The sequence below is a fragment of the Neorhizobium sp. P1_A6 genome (assembly GCF_056406795.1).
In genome coordinates this window covers 1-17,471 of the sequence record NZ_JBFTZM010000015.1, presented here as the reverse complement: position 1 = coordinate 17,471, position 17,471 = coordinate 1, and the positions used below count along the sequence as shown (strand labels likewise).

Genomic DNA, 17,471 nt, shown 5'->3' with positions numbered 1-17,471 from the left:
GTCAGTTGATCGCCGTCACCTTGAAGCCCTGTTTCCGGAAGAGTTCGACAAGGCCTTCCTCGCCCGGCAGGTGAAGGGCGCCGACAGCCATAAAGGCGCCGCCCTGGTCGAGGATGGAAGCCGCCCGATCGGCCATCACGTGGTTGCGTTTGCTGACGACGAGGTTTTCGAAGTCGCCATATCCGGCCTCGTCTTCGGTACCGTCGGGTGCCACGGCTTTCAGCATCGGCATGGCAAGGCCGATATTGCCTGAGAGATAGACGTCGGTCAGCGTCTCAAAAACGTCGTCGACGCGCCGGCCGAGCTTGATGGTCTCGATCAGCGACCTGAGGTGAAGTTCGATCGGGATGGCGTTGAGTGCCGCCGCCTGTTCTTCGAGCGTTTCCAGGCCTTTGACCGGTTTGCCTTCGGCGGTCGCCTGTTCGGCGATCTTCTTGTCGAGAAAGGCGACGTTCTGCGCCTTGCGGGCAAGCTCGCAAGCCGGCACGGAAACGAGCGCCATCAGCATCCACGGCCGCATGCGCGAAACGGCCGAGAGCGGCACTCCGCGGGCCTTCAGGCCGGTTTCAAGCAGCGCGACATCGTCCTTCGGCAAGAGCGAATCGATCGTGCTGCCGTTCGTCAGCATCATCAGTTCCGGTTTGGCCAGCATCTTGGCCATGGCCTTCTTCTCGTCGATGACCTCGTCGGATTCGATGATGATGGTCTTCGCCTTGGAATGGGCTTCGGCAGCGCCGAGCGGCATTTTCAACACCCGCGGGTCGGAGACGTGCATGGTGCCGAGCAGGTAAGAGGGTTGAAGCCCGTCCTTCTCGATCTTCCAGAAGGTGCCCTTGCCGTTCGGCACCTTGGCGGCCTCGGCGAGGATCTGGTCGTAGAGCGGTGACTTTTTGACCTTCATCTCTTCGAGAAGGTTCTTGCCGTCACAGGCCGGCGTTTCCGCCCGTGCCGGGGACAATGAGCCGAGGATGAGAAGCAGAGAGGCGAGCGCTGCGACATGCGCGGCCGCGATCAGCCACAGCATGAAACCTTGGGCGTGCTTCATCAAAGCGCCGGTGGGGGAGGCAAAGGCGGGAGTCATCATGTCATCCGTCTGAAAGTTGCCGGCATATTAGCGATGGCGGCTGCACAAGCGCTTAACGCAACTGGTTAAAACTTCGTTCAGGCAGATTTAGGGGCTAAGCACGGGGATGGGCGCGGTCGTAGACTTCCAGCAATCTGGAGGAGTCGACGCCGGTATAGACCTGGGTTGTCGAGAGGCTCGCATGGCCGAGCAGTTCCTGGATGGTGCGCAAATCCCCGCCGCCGGCAAGCAAATGCGTTGCGAAGGAATGCCGCAGCGCATGTGGGGTTGCCGTCTCCGGCAGGCCGAAGGCGCTCCGGAGCTTCTGCATTTCCCGCTGGATGATCGCCGGCTGCAGCGGACCGCCGCGGGCGCCCCGGAAGAGCGGCTTTTCGGCTTCCAGATGGTAGGGGCAGAGTTTCTTGTAGGTCTCCACGGCGTCGAAAACGATCTGGAGCAGCGGCACGAGGCGAGTCTTGCCGCCCTTGCCGGTGATCCGCAGGCTCGTTGCACCCGGCGTCAGGTCGATGGGGCGGAGGCCGAGCGCCTCCGAGATGCGCAGGCCGCAGCCGTAGAGCAGGGTCAGCACGGCGGCATCGCGGGCGGCGATCCACGGCTCTTCCTGTAGCTGCGCGCCGGTGGTGACGAGATTGAGCGCCTGCCTGTCGGTCAGCGGCTTCGGCAGGGATTTTGGCTGCTTCGGAGCGCGGATTGCACCGGCGGCCGCGGCGTTCACTAGGCCCTTGCGCTCGAGATAACGAAGAAATGAACGAAGCCCGGCAAGATGCCGGCCGAGCGACCGCGCGCCCGAACCCTCGCGGCGGCGGGCTGCCAGGAAGGCGCGCAGGTCGGCCGGACGCAGGGTGTGGATATCTGAGATTTTCGCCGGACCTGCCAGATGTCCGGTTAGAAACGTCAAGAACTGCCTCGTGTCGCGCTCATAGGCATCGAGCGTGTTCTGCGAAAGCCGGCGCTCGCTCGCCAGGCTCTCCAGCCATTCCTTGCGTTTTTCGGTCAGATCCGGCGCGGCGATAATCAGCAGTTCGTTCAAGATCTGACCCGTTGAATTTCGAGAGGTTGCGCCCCAGATTGCTCTGGACGGCGTTACGAAATCCCTAAACCTGCCTTAGTCCTGGGTAACGATGTCATCGTTCGATCATACGGGGCTGCGATACCAAGCAGGTCCTGCCTGCGGGAGTTTCTATGGCGCGCCGTGATTCTACGACCACTCTTGGACAGTTCGCGGAAACAATCGCCCTCGTTTCACAAGGCAGACCCGGTCACATCGTCGACACGCTGATCGCCGAACGCGGCCAGCGGATCGTTCAGAACCCGCTCTGGCCGGTGATGCGGCCGTTTCTCTACACGCTGCTGCGTTATGGAAGGGCGATCAAATTCGCCAACGACATCTCCACGCTCAACGGCTTCCAGTGCTTCGAATACATGAGCAACCTCCTGAAGCTGGATGTCACGGTCGCCAATGCCGAGCGCATTCCCGAAAAGGGCGGCTTCATTCTCGTCAGCAACCATCCGACCGGGATTGCCGATGGGGTTGCCGTCTTCGACCTCCTGAAGGCGCGGCGTCCGGACATGATGGTTTTTGCCAACCGTGATGCGGTGCGCGTCAATCCGCGTTTTTCCGAGATGATCATTCCCGTTGAATGGCGGGAGGAGCACAAGACCAAACTCAAGGCGCGCGAGACGCTGGTTCTCACCAACAAGACCGTCGAGGACGGCAAGGTGATGGTGCTGTTTCCTTCGGGGCGCATCGCCTATTGGGCGGAGGGCAAACTGAACGAGCGCCCGTGGAAGACATCCGCCGTCAGCCTGGCGCGTAAATACAACATGCCGATCCTGCCGATCCACATGCGGGCGCGCAATTCCGGCCTGTTCTACTGGTTTGCCAAATGGTCGACGGAGCTGCGCGACATGACGGTGTTCTACGAACTCCTCAACAAGAAGGGCGACCATTTCGATTTCACCGTGGGTCAGATGATCCCGCCGAGCGCGCTGGATGGCGATATGACGGAGGTCACCAAGGCGCTTGAACAGCACACGGTGTTCGAGCTTGCGGCTGATGGCGACGCGACGTTCAAGCCTGCCGAGAAATCGCAGACGGCTTCGGCGGCATGAAGGACATGCGCCCCGCGGATACAGCTCCACTGGAGATAGGCGTGGTGGTTGCTCCGCTAGGCAACCCGCTCGCGGGCGATATCGTGATGCTCGCGGAGACCGCCAGGCAGGACGGTTATAATCACATCCTGCGGATCGCCGAGGAATGGTCTGCGGGGATCAATCGCTTCGAGCGACGCGGCGAAAGCCTGCTCGGCGCCCACGATCAGGGGCGGCTGATCGCCGTCGGCGGGATGACGGTCGAGCCGTCGCGGGCCGACTGGCTGCGGATGCGCCGCTTTTATGTGTCGCGGCAATACCGGGGCAGGGGGATCGGCAGGCGTCTTGCCGAACACCTGCTCGAACACGCCCGCTCCTTCACGCCGGTGGTGACAGTCCACGCCGGCAGCGACGATGCCATCAGTTTCTGGCAGGCCATGGGGTTTCAGCCGCTGACGGGCGAGAGCTATACGCACACCCTGCACCTGAGCGACGGTTTTCCCGCCATTCTTCGGCTAGACCCGCTCTTCGGCTAGGAATAGAGCATGCTGCTTCGCTCGATGTTTGCCGCCAACTACCGCTCTCTGCGCTCGATCCGCATGGATCTGGCCGGCGTGAACCTGTTCATCGGTGAGAACGGTGTCGGAAAATCCAATCTCTACCGTGCCCTGCAGCTGGTGCAGGCGGCCGTTCGCGGCAATCTTGCCTATGAGATCGCAGCCGAAGGCGGCATGGCCTCGGCGCTCTGGTCCGGTCAGCGCCGGCAGGAGAAGAATTTCCGCATCAAGCTCGAGGTCGAGGTTCTTGATGAAGAGCGGGCGGTGACGTTCCGCTACCGGGTCGAGGCAGGCCTTCGTCCGCCTATCGATGCGGCGGGCTTTGCCTTCGAGCCGCAGGTGAAGGAAGAGGAGCTTATCGTTGAAACCGGTGCGCGGCCCGTGACGATGATAAAACGTACCGGGCCGGGGATCATGGTGCGTGGGACAAGCGGTCGCATGGAGGAGTATCCCGAAAAGGCGATGACCTCGGAAACGGCAATCGCGCTGCTCGGCGATGCCGGCCACTATCCGGAAGCAGGGGCTTTTCGGCGATTGATCGACGGCTGGCGGTTCTTCCATGGTTTTCGAACGGATCGCGATTCCACCCTGCGGCAGCCCTGCCTTGCCGTTACCTCGCCGCTGCTGGATCAGGACGGAGGGAACATGGCGGCGGTGTTCGCGACACTCGTCCACACCCGCGGGGATACGGTGGAGCTCGACCGCGCCGTTGCCGCGGCTCTTGGCGGGGCGAAACTGCATGTGCCTGAGCCCGGCGAATATGCGGAATTCGGCCTGATCTTCCCGGATTTTCCCAAACGGGTGTTTCAGCCGCGTGAGCTTTCCGATGGGCAGATCCGTTTCCTGGGGCTCGCTGCGGCGCTGATGTCCTATCGGCAGCCGCCGCTGATTGCGCTCAACGAGCCGGAGGCGAGCCTGCATCCGGATATGCTGGCGCCGCTGGCGGACATGATCGCCCAGGCCGCTCGCTACAGCCAGATCTGGATCGTTACCCATTCGGAGCCGCTTGCTTCCGCCGTCGAGGAACGTTGCGGCACGCGGCCGCGGCGGGTGATACGAAAGGATGGTGCGACCTGGATCCAGGGCATGCGGCTGACCGGCGTCATCGATGACGAGGACGACGATGAGTAGTCCTGTTTAGGGTTCACTTTTGTTCCGCATTTGGGCATGGTCCCGCCCATGGGCATAGATTCGTCCGATCTCTTCGGTTCACTGTTCGAAGCGCCGTCATTGGCAAGGGTGGTGCCGGTCCTGGTGCCGCTGCCGGTGCCGGGCGCCTATAGCTATGCCGTGCCGGAGGGCGTGCATGTGGAACCCGGTTCGGTCGTGCAGGTGCCGGTTGGCCCGCGGCAGCTGATCGGCGTCGTCTGGGACGGGGACAACGACGACAGGCTCGACCCGAAGAAGCTGAGGCCGATCACGCTGGTCTTCGATTGCCCGCCGCTCTCCAAGGAAATGCGCGACTTCGTCGACTGGGTGGCGAGCTATACGCTGTCGCCGCCGGGCCTCGTGGCGCGCATGGCAATCCGCGCGCCGGCGGCACTCGATCCGGAGCCGATGGTCGAAGGCCTGCGTTATCTCGGCGGCCAGCCGGAGCGGTTGACACCGGCGCGCGCCCGGGTGCTCGATCTTGCCGGCGAGGAGGAAATTCCGTGGACGCGCAGCGGGCTGGCACATGCTGCCGGTGTCTCGATGAGTGTTGTCGACGGGCTGACGGCGCAGGGAATTTTCGAGACCGTCTTCCTGCCGCCACCACCGGTCGTGGCGCTACCCGATCCGGATTATATTACTCCGCGCATCGAGGGGCCGCAGAAACAGGCGTCCGTGGATATCCTCGACTCAATCCGGGCCGGCGGGTTCTCCGCCTCGCTGATCGACGGCGTGACCGGTTCGGGCAAGACGGAAGTCTATTTCGAGGCAATCGCCGAAACCTTGAGGCGCGGAAAGCAGGTGCTGATCCTGCTGCCGGAAATCGCGCTGACATCGAGCTTCCTCGAGCGTTTCCAGGAACGGTTCGGCGCCAAGCCCGGCGAATGGCATTCGGACCTTGCCCCCCGCATGCGCGAAAAGGTCTGGCGCGGCGTGGTGACCGGCGAGGTGAAGGTGGTAGCCGGCGCACGTTCAGCGCTGTTCTTGCCGTTCGAGGATCTCGGCCTGATCATCGTCGACGAAGAGCACGACCCTGCCTACAAGCAGGAAGACCGGGTCTTCTACAATGCCCGCGACATGGCGGTGGTGCGGGCCCGGATCGGGGATTTTCCGATCGTGCTGGTTTCCGCGACGCCTTCGGTGGAGAGCCAGGTCAACGGCTTGGCCGGCCGCTACAACACCGTGCACCTGCCGACCCGTTTCGGCGATGCGGCGATGCCGGACCTGCATCTGATCGACATGCGGCGCCACCCGCCGGAGCGCGGCGGCTTCCTGTCGCCGGTGCTTTTGCGGGCCATGAAGAAAACCCTGGAGCGGAACGAGCAGTCGCTGCTTTTCCTCAACCGGCGTGGTTATGCGCCGCTGACCCTCTGCCGCGTCTGCGGCCACCGGTTCCAATGCCCGCAATGTTCGAGCTGGCTGGTGGAGCACCGGTTCAAGAGCCAGATCCAGTGCCATCAATGCGGTTATTCGGAGCGCACGCCGGAAGCGTGTCCCGAATGCGGGACCTTCGACCACCTCGTCGCCTGCGGCCCGGGTGTCGAGCGGATTGCCGAGGAAGTCGAAAAGCATTTTCCGGAAGCGCGGACGATCGTCATGTCGTCGGACCTGCTCGGCGGCGTCAAGCGCATGCGGCTGGAGCTGGAGGCGATCGCCAAGGGCGAGGCTGATATCGTCATCGGCACCCAGCTGGTCGCCAAGGGCCACAATTTTCCACTGATGACGCTGGTCGGCATCGTCGATTCCGATCTCGGGCTTTCGAATGGCGATCCGCGCGCCGCCGAGCGCACTTTCCAGCTTCTGAGCCAGGTGACCGGCCGCGCCGGGCGAACCGGCCTCAAGAGCCATGGCCTGCTGCAGACCTTCCAGCCGCAGCATCCGGTGATGCAGGCAATCGTCTCGGGAGATGCCGGCGCTTTCTACGAGCGGGAGATCGCCGAGCGCGAGAAGGCGATCCTGCCGCCGTTCGGCCGGCTTGCCTCGCTGATCGTCTCCGCCGATACCCGGGCGGATGCTGAAACCCATGCGCGGGGCCTCAGGGCCGCCGCGCCGAAAATCACCGGAATTTCGGTGCTCGGTCCGGCGGAGGCGCCGCTGGCGCTGGTGCGCGGCCGGCACCGCTTCCGGCTGCTGGTGCATGGACGCCGCAATTCCGACATGCAGGCGTTTCTGCGGGCGATGATGGAGAACGGCCCGAAACAGCGCGGCTCGGTGCAGATCCAGCTCGATATCGACCCGCAGAGCTTCCTTTAGCGGAATGGCTCAGCCCGGCGGTAGGCCGCCGAGATAGAGGATGCTGCGGTTCGGCAGCTTGTCGAGCAGGGCATGCAGAGCCGGATCGGGAAAACGTTTTTCGAAGGGTTGCGCCCAGGCGATGTCGTCGGCATGGAGCTTGATCTCCTCCTGCTTCACGCCGGCTTTTGTATCGAATGCCTGGGGGGTATCGATGCCGGCGGCGGCGGTTTTCACCAGTCGGCCCAGCGCCGCGTTGCGCTCGGCATAGAGATCCTTGCCGTTGGCCGCGGCGAGCTCGGCAATGGTGACGAGCGGGGCCGCGGCGAAGAGATGATAGTGGAGGGCGCGGGCGCGGCGGTCCATTTCGAGCGGCAGCGTGCCGTCCGGGCGGATTTGGGCGATGCCGACACGGAAACTCTCCATGCCCCAATCGGTCAGGTCCTCGCGGCTTGCGGCAATGCCGGCAGCCATGGCCGCAAAACCGCTCCAGTAACGATGGTTGTTGCGGCCATCCATCTTGTTATCGCGATCATCGTAATAGGTCATGTTCCGCTCGGCGATCCTCGCCAGCCAGTGCGGAACGGCGTCGGTCGCGGAAGCCGGCACCCCACGCGCGGAGCGGACTTTAAGCCAGGCCACCGAAAACGCACCCAGCATCCAGCCCTGCACGTAAACCGCCTGGTTGCTGGACATCGGACCGGTGAGAACTCCGGAACGGGCGAGTGTCGAAAGCCAGGATGCGGCGCAGACGGCGGAGGATGCATCACCCGTCGTGCGATACCGGTCGGCCATCGCCTCGATCTTCCGTGCGGCCGCCTGCAGGGGCTTCACCGCGTCGTCATAGGCCTGCTTGCGGGCGGGATCGATGACCGAGTGGGCCTTGTCGCTATAGTAGTCTGCCGTCTCAAGGCCGGCCGGGAGGTTCGGCGCCGGCCCGCATTTCTCCGGGGTTGTGGCCGCCGCCGCTGTGGGCGGATTGTCCCAGGGGCTTTTTACCATCTGGTCGGCGAGGGCAGGCGAGAGGCGTGAGACCGCGATCGCGACAGTCAGGGCCGAGAGCCGGAAAATTCTTGTCGTCGTCGTCATTCCGTTTCTCCTGATCGGCTGCCGCATCGTCTAACCGGCCCGAGAATTCGCCGTTTTTCGACTTGTTTACCCAAATGGTTATAATCGAACGAATCGAATGAAACGAGGGCCGGATGGAACTCTATTTTCCCACGGAATTCGGCGAACGGGTCGCCTTTGTCTGTGCGGCGGTAACCGCTGCGCTCGGTCTTCTCGTTTTCTTGTTTCCCGCTTTCGTTCTGCGCCTGACGGCGTTCCAGATCGGCGAGGTTCGGCCGGAAGGTTATGCCGCGGTCCGATCCACCGGCGCCCATCATCTCGGGTTCGGCCTGGCGGCGATCATGCTCGCCCAGGACTGGATCTACATGACACTCGGTATCGCACTCGGATTTGCTGCCCTGGGGCGGCTGCTGTCGTGTGCCCTGGATCGAGGCTTCACCCTCAGAAACGTAGCATTTTCCCTACTTCAGGTTGCGCTCGCCGGCGGGCCGCTCGCCTATGTCTTCGGCTATATCTGACGCATAATTCGAAGATTGCAGGCGGTTGCCTGCCGAAAATCCTTCCGCTTCCGGTATAAAATCGCTCTCAGCCCTTGCGTGTCCGGCTTTTTCCGTTATCAGGCGTGTTGCGAGTCCTTACAGCCTATGCTAGACGGACCGCGAAAGTCGGAAAGGGTAGGGCGCAAGCTCTGCAGGTTCTGAGAAAAAATCAAACGATTTCAAGCTCTTGCTTCACCTCTCCCATAGGGTCTGGCGCTTGGATGGCAATACAGGGAAACTGTGCCCGTGGCTGACACGTCCCAGCTTATTTCCGGTGTAGCGGAGCGTTATGCTTCCTCGCTTTTCGAACTGTCCCTCGAGGCTGGTTCGATCGACAAGGTCGGTGCCGATCTTGATCGTTTTCAGGCGCTGCTGGATGAGAGTGAAGACCTGCGACGCCTGGTCGCAAGCCCGGTATTTTCCGCCGAGGACCAGCAGAGGGCCGTGATCGCCGTGGCCGAGAAGGCTGGCATTTCCGGTCTCGTCGCCAATTTCCTGAAGGTGGTCGCCGGCAATCGTCGTCTTTTCGCGATGCCGGGCATGATCCGCGCCTTCCGCCAGATCGCCGCAGAGCATCGCGGTGAAATCACTGCGGAGGTCACCTCGGCGCATGCGCTTTCCCAGGCGCAGGAAAACGAACTCAAGTCGGCGCTGAAGGGCGTAACCGGCAAGGACGTGGCAATCGCCGTGACCATCGACCCGTCGATCCTCGGCGGACTGATCGTCAAGGTCGGTTCTCGTCAGATCGACACTTCCCTTCGCACCAAACTTTCCACCCTTAAGCTTGCACTGAAAGAGGTTGGCTGATGGATATCCGCGCCGCGGAAATTTCCGCAATTCTGAAAGACCAGATCAAGAACTTTGGCCAGGAGGCTGAAGTTTCCGAAGTCGGACAGGTTCTGTCCGTCGGCGACGGCATTGCCCGCGTCTACGGTCTGGACAATGTCCAGGCTGGCGAAATGGTCGAATTCCCGGGCGGCATCCGTGGTATGGCGCTGAACCTCGAAGCCGACAATGTCGGCGTCGTCATCTTCGGTTCCGACCGCGCGATCAAGGAAGGCGACATCGTCAAGCGGACCGGCGCCATCGTCGACGTTCCGGTTGGTCCGGAACTGCTCGGCCGCGTCGTTGACGCGCTTGGCAACCCGATCGACGGCAAGGGCCCGCTCAACGCGACCCGCCGTTCGCGCGTCGACGTCAAGGCTCCGGGCATTATCCCGCGCAAATCGGTTCATGAGCCGATGTCGACCGGCCTCAAGGCCATCGACGCGCTCATCCCAGTCGGCCGCGGCCAGCGCGAGTTGGTCATCGGTGACCGCCAGACCGGCAAGACCGCTATCATTCTCGACACGATCCTCAACCAGAAGGCCATTCACGACAACGGCCCGGACTCGGAAAAGCTGTTCTGCGTCTACGTCGCCATCGGTCAGAAGCGCTCGACGGTTGCCCAGTTCGTGAAGGTTCTCGAAGAGCGTGGCGCTCTGCAGTACTCGATCATCGTTGCCGCGACTGCTTCCGATCCGGCTCCGATGCAGTACTTGGCACCGTTCGCCGGCTGCGCCATGGGCGAATACTTCCGTGACAACGGCCAGCATGCCCTGATCGGTTACGACGACCTTTCCAAGCAGGCCGTCGCCTATCGTCAGATGTCGCTGCTGCTGCGCCGCCCGCCGGGCCGCGAAGCTTATCCGGGCGACGTGTTTTACCTGCATTCCCGCCTTCTGGAGCGCGCTGCGAAGCTCTCCGACGAGCGTGGCAATGGCTCGCTGACGGCTCTGCCGGTCATCGAAACCCAGGGTAACGACGTTTCGGCCTTCATTCCGACCAACGTGATCTCGATCACCGACGGCCAGATCTTCCTTGAAACCGACCTGTTCTACCAGGGTATCCGTCCGGCCGTTAACGTCGGCCTGTCGGTTTCCCGCGTCGGTTCCGCCGCGCAGATCAAGGCGATGAAGCAGGTTGCCGGCTCGATCAAGGGCGAACTCGCCCAGTATCGTGAAATGGCCGCCTTCGCCCAGTTCGGCTCCGACCTCGACGCCTCGACGCAGCGCCTGCTGAACCGCGGTGCACGCCTGACGGAACTCCTGAAGCAGCCGCAGTTCGCGCCGCTGAAGACGGAAGAGCAGGTCGCAGTGATCTTTGCCGGCGTCAACGGCTACCTCGACAGAATAGCGGTCGCCCAGGTCGGCAAGTTCGAGCAGGGCTTCCTCTCGTACCTGCGTTCCGAAGGCAAGGCTATCCTCGATGCGATCCGCACCGAGAAGCAGCTTTCCGACGACACGCGTGCGAAGCTGAAGGCTGCTCTCGACAGCTACGCCAAGTCGTTCGCCTGAGAACGGATCAAGCCCACCTAACCCCCAGGGGACCGATAACGGATGCCTTCACTTAAGGATCTGAAAAACCGGATCGCCTCCGTCAAGGCGACGCAGAAGATCACCAAGGCGATGAAAATGGTCGCCGCGGCGAAGCTGCGCCGTGCCCAGGAGGCGGCCGAGGCCGCCCGTCCTTACGCGGAACGCATGACCAAGGTGCTGGCCGGCCTTTCGGCCGCCAATGCCGGCAATGCGGAAGCGCCGCTGCTGCTTTCCGGCACCGGCAAGGACCAGGTTCATCTGCTGATCGTCGCGACCGGCGAACGCGGTCTGGCCGGGGGCTTCAACTCCTCGATCATCCGTCTCGCCCGCGATCACGCGCTGAAGCTGCTTGCCCAGGGCAAGACGGTGAAGATCATCACCGTCGGCCGCAAGGGCAACGACATCCTGCGCCGCACCTTCAAGGACAACATCGTCGACTACGTGACGTTCCGCGAAATCAAGCAGCTCGGTTTCGCCCAGGCCGACGAGGTGGCACACAAGGTGCTCGCACTCTACAATGCCGGCGAATTCGACATCGCGACGCTGTTCTATGCGCGCTTCCAGTCGGTGATCTCGCAGGTGGCGACCGCTTCGCAGATCATCCCGGCCAAGTTCGATGCGACGCAGGCTGCGGATGCCTCCTCGGCGCTCTACGAATACGAGCCGAGCGAGGAGGAAATCCTCGAAGACCTGCTGCCGAAGAACGTCGCGGTCCAGATCTTCCGGGCTCTGCTCGAAAACAACGCTTCCTTCTATGGCGCGCAGATGTCCGCAATGGACAACGCGACGCGCAATGCCGGTGACATGATCAACAAGCTGACACTCTCCTACAACCGTCAGCGCCAGGCACAGATCACCAAGGAACTTATCGAAATCATTTCGGGCGCGGAAGCGCTCTGAGGTAAAGAAAGAGGGTAAGAATCATGGCTACCGCAACGGGCACGTCCCTCGGCAAGGTGACCCAGGTTATCGGCGCTGTCGTCGACGTCACTTTCGACGGCGAACTGCCGGCGATCCTGAACGCGCTTGAAACCGACAACAACGGCAATCGCCTCGTTCTCGAAGTCGCGCAGCACCTCGGCGAAAGCGCCGTCCGCACCATCGCAATGGACTCGACCGAAGGTCTGGTTCGTGGTCAGCACGTCACGGATACCGGCGCTCCGATTACCGTTCCGGTCGGTCCGGAAACGCTCGGCCGCATCATGAACGTCATCGGCGAGCCGGTTGACGAAGCCGGTCCGCTGGTCACTTCCGGCAAGCGCGCCATCCACCAGGAAGCACCGGCTTATGTCGAGCAGTCGACCGAAGGCCAGATCCTGGTTACCGGCATCAAGGTCGTCGACCTTCTCGCGCCTTATGCAAAGGGCGGCAAGATCGGCCTCTTCGGCGGTGCAGGCGTCGGCAAGACGGTTCTCATCATGGAACTCATCAACAACGTCGCGAAGGCACACGGCGGTTACTCCGTGTTCGCAGGCGTCGGTGAGCGTACCCGCGAAGGCAACGACCTTTACCACGAAATGATCGAATCGGGCGTCAACAAGCATGGCGGCGGCGAAGGCTCCAAGGCAGCGCTGGTTTACGGCCAGATGAACGAACCGCCGGGCGCCCGCGCTCGCGTCGCTCTGACGGGTCTCACCATCGCTGAAGACTTCCGCGACAAAGGCCAGGACGTTCTGTTCTTCGTCGACAACATCTTCCGCTTCACCCAGGCAGGTTCGGAAGTGTCGGCTCTGCTCGGCCGTATTCCTTCGGCCGTGGGTTATCAGCCGACGCTGGCCACCGACATGGGCCAGATGCAGGAACGCATCACCACCACGACCAAGGGCTCGATCACCTCGGTTCAGGCCATCTACGTTCCCGCCGACGACTTGACCGACCCGGCACCGGCAACCTCGTTCGCCCACTTGGACGCAACGACGGTTCTGTCGCGTTCGATCGCCGAAAAGGGCATCTACCCGGCCGTCGACCCGCTCGACTCCACCTCGCGCATGCTCGACCCGCTGGTCGTCGGCGAAGAGCACTATGACATCGCCCGCAAGGTCCAGTCGACCCTGCAGCGCTACAAGGCTCTCCAGGACATCATCGCCATCCTCGGCATGGACGAACTGTCCGAAGACGACAAGATGACCGTCCAGCGCGCCCGCAAGATCGAGCGCTTCCTGTCCCAGCCGTTCTTCGTTGCCGAAGTCTTCACCGGTTCGCCGGGCAAGCTTGTCGCGCTCGAAGACACGATCAAGGGCTTCAAGGGCCTCGTCAACGGCGACTACGACCATCTTCCGGAAGCTGCCTTCTACATGGTCGGCTCGATCGAAGAAGCCGTCGAAAAGGCCAAGAAGCTGGCCGAAGCCGCCTGATCCTGAACGAGATGGCGCGCGGGAACTTATCCGGCGCGCCTTTCCCGCATAAAACACGCGGGCTTCTCGGCAAGGAATTGCCTCGATGCCCTGGTGATTTAGTTTTTCGCAATCCCGGACGCAAAACCGCTCTGCACTTTTGCTGGAATTGCTTTGAGGAAGTGGACCTTCATGGCCGAGGCTTTCAACTTTGAACTGGTTTCGCCCGAGCGCCTGCTCGTCTCGGAAAAGGTCACCGAAGTGGTGATCCCGGCGACGCTTGGCGAAATGACGGTGCTTGCCAATCACGCGCCGACGATGACGACCATCAAGCCGGGTGTGGTTTCGGTGAAGCTTGCCTCGGGCCAGGTTCACAAATACGTGGTTTTCGGTGGCTTTGCCGACATCCTGCCGACCGGCTGCACGCTGCTTGCCGAATCTGCGGTTCCGGCGAGCGAGCTGACCCACGCGACGCTGCAGAAGCGGATCGAGACGACGCAGTCCGAGATCAACCACGCGCAGAACGACGAGCACAAGACCAAGCTCGAGCAGTTCCTGGCGGAATTGACCCATCTCAACGGCGTCGTCAATCCGGCCTGAGTTTCCAAAATTCTCTGCGAAAGATCGAGGCGGTCCGAAAGGCCGCCTTTTTCTTTGGACGGTGGTCGGCCCCCGTCGCGGCTATCGTCGTGACCGGATGACTGCTTGTATGTGCCGCGCCATCTTGTTAGCCCTTGTCGGCGGAGGAACGCGATGATCGACAAGCTGGAATTTTTCATTGCCCTGGCGCGAGAAGGCCATTTCGGCCGGGCGGCGGAGGAATGCGGCATCTCGCAGCCATCGCTTTCGGCCGCCATCCGCCAGCTCGAGGAGAGCCTCGGCGTGCAGCTGGTGGTGCGCGGCTCGCGCTATCAGGGCCTGACGCCGGAAGGCCAGCGCGTGCTGGAATGGGCAAAACGGATCGTCGGCGACGCGCGCACCATGCGCGAGGAGATGCGTGCCGCCCGCAAGGGTCTTGTCGGCCATATAAGACTGGCGTCGATCCCGACGGCACTGGCGATGATCCCCAGATTGACGGAACCCTTCCAGGCGAAGCATCCGGAGGTCACGTTTTCCGTCGTCTCGCGCAATTCGCTGCAGGTGCTTTCGCAGCTCGACAATTTCGAAATCGACGCGGGCATTACCTATCTCGACAACGAGCCGCTGGGGCGGGTGACGAGCGTGCCGCTTTATGCGGAGCGCTACAATCTGGTGACCGCCGAAGGTGCGCCCTATGCGGACCGGGAAAGCGTTACCTGGAAAGAGATGGCCGATCTTAGGCTCTGTCTATTGACGCCGGACATGCAGAACCGCCGGATCATCAACCAGCACCTCGCCGAAGCGGGGGTGACGGTGAAGCCGATGCTCGAATCGAACTCCATGGTTGTGCTTCTCTCGCATGTGGGGACCGGGCGGTGGGCGAGCATCATGCCGCGCAACGTGGCGCGTTCATTCGGCTTTACAAAAGAAATCAGGACGATCCCGATCGTCGATCCGGAAGCCACGCATATCGTCGGGCTTGTTGCGACACACCGCGAGCCGTTTACGCCGCTGGTGTCGGCCCTGCTTCACGAGGCTCGCAGCCTCACTCCCGCTGCCATGGCTTGATAGCTTTTTTCTATCGCGTAACCGATCTCCTTTATTGACGGTTGCGGCATCGGTTGCGACATTCCATTCCCAGTAGGCGAAGTACGATTGTCGGACAACTTCGTCGGCTTTCTGATCCTCATGTGCATGGTGGCGCCGACGCCGCAGCGCTGGGACGGATCAGCTGGGAGGCTGCAGACTATGAATATGCGAATTTCCGCTGGTGAGCTCACCGAGCGGTCGCTTCAGATCATCAGGGATCTGAAGCATCTGGAAGGCCCGATGCTGCCGATCCTGCATGCGATCCAGGCGGAGTTCGGTTATGTGCCGGAGGAGGTGAAGCCGGTCATCGCCAGCGAACTCAACCTGTCGCGCGCCGAAGTGCATGGTGTCGTCACCTTCTATCACGAATTCCGCGACCACCCGGCCGGTCGGCATGTGCTAAAGCTCTGTCGCGCCGAAGCCTGCCAGTCGATGGGCAGCGACCGCATTGCGGACCGCGCCCGGCAGCTTCTCGGGATCGACTTCCACCAGACGACGCTCGATGGCTCGGTGACGCTGGAAGCCGTGTACTGTCTTGGGCTCTGTGCCTGCGCGCCGGCCGCGATGCTTGACGGCGAGCTCTACGGCCGCGTCGACGAACACTGTCTTTCCGAAATCGTTGCGGGGCTAAGCCGATGACGGTGACGATCTACGTGCCGCGCGATGCCGCAGCGCTCGCTCTCGGAGCCGAAAAGGTGGCAAACGCGATTACCCAGGAGATCGCAGCCCGCGGCCTCGATGCGAAAGTCGTGCGCAACGGCTCGCGCGGCATGTTTTGGCTGGAGCCATTGGTCGAGGTGAGTACCGAACACGGGCGTATCGCCTATGGGCCGGTCAAGGCCGGCGACGTGAAGGGATTGTTCGATGCCGGCTTTGTAGACGGTGGACAGCATGCTTTGCATCTCGGGCCGACCGAGGACATTCCATTCCTGCGCCAGCAGACGCGGCTGACCTTCTCCCGTTGCGGCGTCACCGATCCGCTGTCGCTCGACGACTATCGCCACCATCAGGGTCTGAAGGGTCTTGAGAACGCGATCGCCATGAGCCGGGCCGAGATCGTCGCTCAGGTCACCGACAGTGGTCTTCGCGGCCGCGGCGGCGCCGGCTTCCCGACCGGCATCAAGTGGAAGACGGTGATGGATGCGGTGGGGCCGCAGAAATACATCGTCTGCAATGCAGATGAGGGCGACAGCGCCACCTTCGCGGACCGGATGATCATGGAGGGCGATCCCTTCGTGCTGATCGAAGGCATGATCATTGCTGGCATCGCGACGGGCGCCACCAAGGGTTATGTCTATACCCGCTCGGAATATCCGCATGCCATCGCGACGATGCGCCAAGCCGTCGAGATCGCCCGCGCCGCCGGGATCCTCGGGCCGTCGGTGATGGGCTCGGTGCATGCCTTCGACATGGAGATCCGCTCCGGCGCCGGCGCCTATGTCTGCGGCGAGGAGACCTCGCTGCTGAATTCGCTGGAAGGCAAGCGCGGCATCGTGCGCGCCAAGCCGCCGCTGCCGGCGCTGCAGGGTTTTCTCGGCCGCCCGACGGTGGTCAACAACGTCATCTCGCTTGCGTCGGTGCCGGTCATCATGGATCGCGGTGCCGCCTTCTATCGCGATTTCGGCATGGGCCGTTCGCGCGGCACAATCCCGATTCAGATCGCCGGCAACGTCAAATACGGCGGCCTTTACGAGACGGCCTTCGGCCTGTCGCTCGGCGAGATCGTCGACCATATCGGCGGCGGCACGGCGACCGGACGGCCGGTGAAGGCGGTGCAGGTGGGCGGGCCGCTCGGAGCCTATTTCCCGCGCGCTCTCTTCGATACGCCGTTCGACTATGAAGCTTTCGCGGCCCGGGACGGGCTGATCGGCCATGCCGGCATCACCGTGTTCGACGATAGTGCCGACATGCTGAAACAGGCGCGGTTCGCGATGGAATTCTGCGCCATCGAGAGCTGCGGCAAGTGCACGCCCTGCCGCATCGGTTCGACCCGCGGCGTCGAAACGGCCGACAAGATTGCGCAAGGGATCGAGCCGGAGAAGAACAAGGCGCTGCTCGCCGACCTCTGCAACACGATGAAGTTCGGCTCCCTCTGCGCGCTCGGTGGGTTCACGCCCTATCCGGTGATGAGCGCGATGAACCACTTTCCGGAGGACYTTTCTCCGGCTCCGATGGTGGAGGCGGCTGAGTGATGGACGCTCCTATCTTTGCTTCGGCGCAAGTCGCCCCCCTCTGGCCTGCCGGCCATCTCCCCCTCAAGGGGGGAGATCGGCTGGGCGCGCGCTCATCACTTTCCATTCCACGTTTCATCCTCCGCTTCGGTTCTCTTGAAGCGGCGGCCATGCCGCTTGTAATCTCCCCACCTGTGGGGGAGATGGCCGGCAGGCCAGAGG

General features: G+C 62.6%; 16 protein-coding genes. 13 read left to right on the top strand and 3 right to left on the bottom strand.

Annotated elements, in window-relative coordinates; translation table 11 throughout:
• Window position 1 precedes the first annotated feature (1 nt).
• Window positions 2-1,081 (bottom strand): TraB/GumN family protein, encoded by a 1,080-nt coding sequence (locus AC1D3C_RS24345; RefSeq protein ID WP_477484728.1) that lies wholly within the window; start codon window positions 1,079-1,081, stop codon window positions 2-4.
• A 97-nt stretch (window positions 1,082-1,178) separates the two neighbouring features.
• The gene (locus AC1D3C_RS24340; RefSeq protein WP_477484666.1) at window positions 1,179-2,114 is read right to left on the bottom strand and encodes a tyrosine recombinase XerC; all 936 of its coding nucleotides are present in this window, start codon (window positions 2,112-2,114) and stop codon (window positions 1,179-1,181) included.
• Window positions 2,115-2,266: 152 nt separating this feature from the next.
• On the opposite strand from AC1D3C_RS24340, the gene AC1D3C_RS24335 reads away from it, so the two are divergent.
• The 4 genes from AC1D3C_RS24335 to AC1D3C_RS24320 are packed head-to-tail and all read left to right on the top strand — an operon-like array spanning window position 2,267 to window position 7,134.
• Window positions 2,267-3,196, top strand: coding sequence for a GNAT family N-acetyltransferase (locus AC1D3C_RS24335; RefSeq protein WP_247137222.1), 930 nt, complete (start codon window positions 2,267-2,269; stop codon window positions 3,194-3,196).
• A 44-nt stretch (window positions 3,197-3,240) separates the two neighbouring features.
• On the top strand, window positions 3,241-3,711 hold the full coding sequence (locus AC1D3C_RS24330; RefSeq protein ID WP_477484665.1) for a GNAT family N-acetyltransferase: 471 nt from the start codon (window positions 3,241-3,243) through the stop codon (window positions 3,709-3,711).
• 9 nt (window positions 3,712-3,720) lie between these two features.
• Window positions 3,721-4,863: an AAA family ATPase gene (locus AC1D3C_RS24325; protein WP_477484664.1), complete on the top strand. Its 1,143-nt coding sequence runs from the start codon at window positions 3,721-3,723 to the stop codon at window positions 4,861-4,863.
• Window positions 4,864-4,911: 48 nt separating this feature from the next.
• Window positions 4,912-7,134 carry a primosomal protein N' gene (locus AC1D3C_RS24320; RefSeq protein ID WP_477484663.1) on the top strand — a complete coding sequence of 741 codons (2,223 nt, stop codon included), beginning with the start codon at window positions 4,912-4,914 and terminating at the stop codon, window positions 7,132-7,134.
• A gap of 9 nt (window positions 7,135-7,143) precedes the next feature.
• Here the strand turns inward: AC1D3C_RS24320 and AC1D3C_RS24315 are convergent, their stop codons facing one another.
• The gene (locus tag AC1D3C_RS24315; RefSeq protein ID WP_477484662.1) at window positions 7,144-8,202 is read right to left on the bottom strand and encodes an alginate lyase family protein; all 1,059 of its coding nucleotides are present in this window, start codon (window positions 8,200-8,202) and stop codon (window positions 7,144-7,146) included.
• A 113-nt stretch (window positions 8,203-8,315) separates the two neighbouring features.
• On the opposite strand from AC1D3C_RS24315, the gene AC1D3C_RS24310 reads away from it, so the two are divergent.
• From AC1D3C_RS24310 to AC1D3C_RS24270, 9 genes are all read left to right on the top strand, one after another.
• A complete protein-coding gene (locus tag AC1D3C_RS24310; RefSeq protein ID WP_247137217.1) occupies window positions 8,316-8,699 on the top strand; it encodes an AGROH133_08824 family phage infection protein in 384 nt (127 codons plus the stop codon).
• Window positions 8,700-8,960: 261 nt separating this feature from the next.
• Window positions 8,961-9,527: a F0F1 ATP synthase subunit delta gene (locus tag AC1D3C_RS24305; protein ID WP_477484661.1), complete on the top strand. Its 567-nt coding sequence runs from the start codon at window positions 8,961-8,963 to the stop codon at window positions 9,525-9,527.
• Window positions 9,527-11,056, top strand: coding sequence for a F0F1 ATP synthase subunit alpha (gene atpA / locus AC1D3C_RS24300; protein ID WP_247137215.1), 1,530 nt, complete (start codon window positions 9,527-9,529; stop codon window positions 11,054-11,056). Before AC1D3C_RS24305 ends, atpA begins: the two co-directional genes overlap by 1 nt.
• Window positions 11,057-11,098: 42 nt before the next feature.
• Window positions 11,099-11,977 carry a F0F1 ATP synthase subunit gamma gene (locus AC1D3C_RS24295; protein WP_038590766.1) on the top strand — a complete coding sequence of 293 codons (879 nt, stop codon included), beginning with the start codon at window positions 11,099-11,101 and terminating at the stop codon, window positions 11,975-11,977.
• Between the two features lie 23 nt (window positions 11,978-12,000).
• Entirely contained in the window at window positions 12,001-13,431 is a 1,431-nt protein-coding gene (gene atpD / locus AC1D3C_RS24290) for a F0F1 ATP synthase subunit beta (protein ID WP_038546473.1), read from the top strand.
• A 171-nt stretch (window positions 13,432-13,602) separates the two neighbouring features.
• Complete coding sequence (locus AC1D3C_RS24285) at window positions 13,603-14,010, top strand: F0F1 ATP synthase subunit epsilon (protein WP_436110974.1); 408 nt, start codon at window positions 13,603-13,605, stop codon at window positions 14,008-14,010.
• A gap of 153 nt (window positions 14,011-14,163) precedes the next feature.
• Window positions 14,164-15,057, top strand: a complete 894-nt coding sequence (locus AC1D3C_RS24280) for a LysR family transcriptional regulator (RefSeq protein ID WP_105404600.1) — start codon at window positions 14,164-14,166, stop codon at window positions 15,055-15,057.
• A gap of 180 nt (window positions 15,058-15,237) precedes the next feature.
• Window positions 15,238-15,717 (top strand): formate dehydrogenase subunit gamma, encoded by a 480-nt coding sequence (locus AC1D3C_RS24275; RefSeq protein ID WP_477484660.1) that lies wholly within the window; start codon window positions 15,238-15,240, stop codon window positions 15,715-15,717.
• The gene (locus tag AC1D3C_RS24270) at window positions 15,714-17,270 is read left to right on the top strand and encodes a formate dehydrogenase beta subunit (RefSeq protein ID WP_477484659.1); all 1,557 of its coding nucleotides are present in this window, start codon (window positions 15,714-15,716) and stop codon (window positions 17,268-17,270) included. Before AC1D3C_RS24275 ends, AC1D3C_RS24270 begins: the two co-directional genes overlap by 4 nt.
• The last annotated feature ends 201 nt before the right edge of the window (window positions 17,271-17,471 follow it).

Bases quoted from the DNA above. Each gene is read 5' to 3' on its own strand.
- AC1D3C_RS24315 (WP_477484662.1), bottom strand. From the start codon at position 8,202: ATGACGACGACGACAAGAATTTTCCGGCTCTCGGCCCTGACTGTCGCG.
- AC1D3C_RS24285 (WP_436110974.1), top strand. From the start codon at position 13,603: ATGGCCGAGGCTTTCAACTTTGAACTGGTTTCGCCCGAGCGCCTGCTC.
- AC1D3C_RS24280 (WP_105404600.1), top strand. From the start codon at position 14,164: ATGATCGACAAGCTGGAATTTTTCATTGCCCTGGCGCGAGAAGGCCAT.
- AC1D3C_RS24335 (WP_247137222.1), top strand. From the start codon at position 2,267: ATGGCGCGCCGTGATTCTACGACCACTCTTGGACAGTTCGCGGAAACA.
- AC1D3C_RS24310 (WP_247137217.1), top strand. From the start codon at position 8,316: ATGGAACTCTATTTTCCCACGGAATTCGGCGAACGGGTCGCCTTTGTC.
- AC1D3C_RS24325 (WP_477484664.1), top strand. From the start codon at position 3,721: ATGCTGCTTCGCTCGATGTTTGCCGCCAACTACCGCTCTCTGCGCTCG.
- AC1D3C_RS24275 (WP_477484660.1), top strand. From the start codon at position 15,238: ATGAATATGCGAATTTCCGCTGGTGAGCTCACCGAGCGGTCGCTTCAG.
- atpD (WP_038546473.1), top strand. From the start codon at position 12,001: ATGGCTACCGCAACGGGCACGTCCCTCGGCAAGGTGACCCAGGTTATC.
- AC1D3C_RS24295 (WP_038590766.1), top strand. From the start codon at position 11,099: ATGCCTTCACTTAAGGATCTGAAAAACCGGATCGCCTCCGTCAAGGCG.
- AC1D3C_RS24320 (WP_477484663.1), top strand. From the start codon at position 4,912: ATGGGCATAGATTCGTCCGATCTCTTCGGTTCACTGTTCGAAGCGCCG.
- AC1D3C_RS24345 (WP_477484728.1), bottom strand. From the start codon at position 1,081: ATGACTCCCGCCTTTGCCTCCCCCACCGGCGCTTTGATGAAGCACGCC.
- atpA (WP_247137215.1), top strand. From the start codon at position 9,527: ATGGATATCCGCGCCGCGGAAATTTCCGCAATTCTGAAAGACCAGATC.